Source organism: Deltaproteobacteria bacterium, assembly GCA_003194485.1.
Classification (GTDB): domain Bacteria; phylum Desulfobacterota; class Dissulfuribacteria; order Dissulfuribacterales; family UBA3076; genus UBA3076.
The window spans coordinates 67,517-70,836 of record PQXD01000012.1; the positions used below are offsets into that span (position 1 = coordinate 67,517).

Sequence of the window (3,320 nt, forward strand, 5' to 3'; positions counted from 1 at the left end):
CGGATTATAGCTTCTGAAATTGTAGTTCATGAGGCCCTCAAAAAGCAATTATCATGTTGAAATTATATAATATTTTACCGAATTCGGCCTCATTTTGCAACTAATATTTGCGGGACAGACTCCATAGATAAAGTCACCGGTGGGATTTGCCTTGCCGGCAAAATACCTCAACCCTTCATACATCATCTCCCCAAGGGGGTTCCCCCACATCCGGCACTCACCTTCATTGATGGGCCTAGTGGTTATCCAGCCACAATTGCAATGGTAGTAATAATAGTATCCGTCCGCCGGATAACCAAAACCCACAATCCGCAGCTTATCAATGGTCTTTACGATACCGTCAACACTGGCGTCATCCTGATATCTGAACTCACCTGTATCAGGATCGATTTCATTTGCAATTGAGTGGATGTTTTTCCTTAATACGCCCCCGGATGTATTCTTTGTATATGATCCGGTTATGAGGCCAAAATACATCTTCCCGGGTTCGCCGTATCGCTGGAGGATGCCTATAGGTTTAGAAGTGCCTGAGGGATAGATCTTGCAGTTTGCTTCTGGCATGGAGGGGTCGCAGACCATGACTCTGACTGCGTAATCGGTGATAGTTGAACCGCTTGTTTCCAATGCATATGTGGTCTGTATAAGATCTGAATAGCTGGTCGACGGGACTATTCCCCACGCGTCCCCGCTATCCGGCCCTTTCCAGTAAAGCCAGTAATTGTCACCACCCCCCGCCTCTTCGTGACGAAATTCGATGGTATGTTCGCCTGACTCAAGATAAATTGTACCTTTGTAAGGGCTATTGCTCGTACATTCGGATCTTTCGGGATTTGGCTGGCCGTTACAATAGCAGTCACAATGCGGGCCATACCAGCCAGAGACAGGCGGAAGCGTCCCATCTATGATAAACTCTACGGCATCGTCACCATCCACTGCAAATTCATAGGTGCCCGCAGTCGTAATATTCAGCTTACCAGTAAAGATAGTCAAATAGTTTTGCTGGTCAGGATGGCCGCTATTATAAGGGCTGTAACCATCTCCCCAGGGATTGCCGTTGCCATCAATTCTCCCATTGGGTGGCGGGCCAGAGCCAAATTTGTTGCTATCCACTGCATAGTTCAAGACCAGACTTTCATATTCACCATGATTGGCAGGATGACCTGGGTGCCCTCCACCGCCTGTTTCCAGGGAGTTGTCACACACAGGACGTTCTTTGGCCACCCATTCCCAGATGCGATGGGTGTTGTTAGGGAGCACCCTCAAAATTGGGTCGCCGCTGTTGGATAGCGTGGTGGACGCAAAGAGATGCCTTGTTCCACTGTTGGGAAGCTCAAGGGGTGTATAGTCACTAATGTCATATCCATCCCTTGCGACGCTCTCGTATTCCTTGCCCCAGCTATGGGCATCCTGAGGGATAAAGACCCTTTCCAGGACAACCGATGAGCTTCCTGCAACACTGCTATCCGTTGACCTGTATCCCCCATACAAGACCTTTCTGAGACAGTCCATTCTGGACATGGTGAGATAATTCAGGAAATCGCCGCTCCATTCACCGGCTGCCGAACACTTCTTATCGATGGTAACGGAGGATGGTTCAAACCGGCCATTGCCGCTGTTGTATATGTAGCACTTGTGCGAATCAAAATATCCATAGTATTCGATATCCGGATTGTATCCCACATCTAATTCACCGTCTCCATTCAGGTCTGACGCATCGTTATATGCCTCGTAATATAATTTATGATTTCTGCCCATTACCAGCATTACAAGGGGAGGTACTTCAGCTGTCACAAATGGGGGAACAGCTTGATATTCGCTGGCAGTAGCGGCTACGGACATGGCAACGCCACCAGGGGGTCCTAATGCAAAAAGTAACCCGGCTGCTAGCAATACTGTAAGAAGTCTTTTCATAGCTATTACTCCTATTCAATGACAATGATCTGATAGATTCTATGCCCCTGCACCCTGATCATGATCTTCTGGCCTCTTCTAATGTCGTCCAGGGATATTGTTTTTTCAGACCAGATGCCGGAATCGGTTTGATGGCGTATTGTTACGTTGACAATTTTTGGCATAAGAGTGTATGTAACATTATTTACCCTGATATGTTCATGTCTTTCCTTCCATGGACTGGTTGTAACAACACCGCTTACCCACTGTGTGTGGGCCGGGACATAACCAGCCAGACATAAGACCAAGGCAATAGTAATCAGTGTGCCGGTAAACACGCTTTTTGATTTGTCTTTCATGATCACACCTAATGTATTTGTAAAATTTGAAAGCTGTTATGTATTACATGACAAAATTATGGGGATATGGATATCACGGTTATCATCACTTAGGAGTGACGGATTGTCGCCTGTCTCACGTATACATATATTTCCATAACCTACCTATTTGCGTCCTTACATAACATGCATCCATTGGAGTAATATCATGTCTTCACTGTTTGCCACTCCGATATGTTGAGACCAGATGTCATAAACTATTCTACCTCCGCCGCCTCCTGCTCCTTTGCCTATACCTTCGTAACCTGCCGCCATTTGGATGGCGCTACCGGTTGACAATTCGGTATTTCCGCCGACTCTTAGATTGGTGTGAGGGCCATTTCCTCCATAATTCCTTGGAAAGTAAGCATCCCTGTTATTATCGGAAGGCATGCCGGAAGCAGTGTTAAGATAGAGACTGGCGCTGGTTGCATTAATATCTCCGAGACTTGCGAGATCAGCAGCACTGAACCCGGCCATATAAATATTCTGTTCAACCAGCTCAATCCCCACCTCGGTCCCGCCATCTGCCTCGTGAAAGGCCATTTTATGTACCTTATCATTTCCTGATATAAGAACCTCTATTGTACTGGTATTCGTTGCCGCTATTCCTATAACGGTAAGAAGGACCAGAATTAGTACCGAGATTATTAGGGTAGAACCTTTTTCATTGTTTCCGATATGTAATATATATCTCATATATTATATCCTTTTAGGTTTTCGTGTTCAGAGTTCAGGGTTGGCTACTTTTCGCTTTTCATATTGCTCTATCTTCATTGTTTTCTAACCTTGAACCGTGAACCTTGGAACTTTGAACCTGAATAATTACAAATATTTTCATATTATATCTGCCTTCATAGACGTAATAGACACTTGCTTTTGTGTTCCTCTATCCATCCACATTACAATTACCCTTATTTCCTTTGTATTATTTATTTTTCCATGCGCCAGGTCTAAAACCTTCGCCTTTCAGGCGAAAGGCTTCAGCAGTTAAGGGATCGTGGTAAACTTGCTCATGGGAGGTTATCGCCATAAGCAAAGAATATCGCAAGG

3 protein-coding genes are annotated in these 3,320 nt (G+C 45.3%); all 3 read right to left on the reverse strand.

Translation table 11 applies throughout. The annotated features are described in order from the left end of the window. Window positions 1-51 precede the first annotated feature (51 nt). Window positions 52-1,911: a hypothetical protein gene (locus C4B57_08100; protein ID PXF54243.1), complete on the reverse strand. Its 1,860-nt coding sequence runs from the start codon at window positions 1,909-1,911 to the stop codon at window positions 52-54. An 11-nt stretch (window positions 1,912-1,922) separates the two neighbouring features. Further along, the gene (locus C4B57_08105; protein PXF54244.1) at window positions 1,923-2,249 is read right to left on the reverse strand and encodes a hypothetical protein; all 327 of its coding nucleotides are present in this window, start codon (window positions 2,247-2,249) and stop codon (window positions 1,923-1,925) included. A 156-nt stretch (window positions 2,250-2,405) separates the two neighbouring features. Continuing rightward, complete coding sequence (locus tag C4B57_08110; GenBank protein ID PXF54245.1) at window positions 2,406-2,966, reverse strand: hypothetical protein; 561 nt, start codon at window positions 2,964-2,966, stop codon at window positions 2,406-2,408. Window positions 2,967-3,320 lie beyond the last annotated feature (354 nt).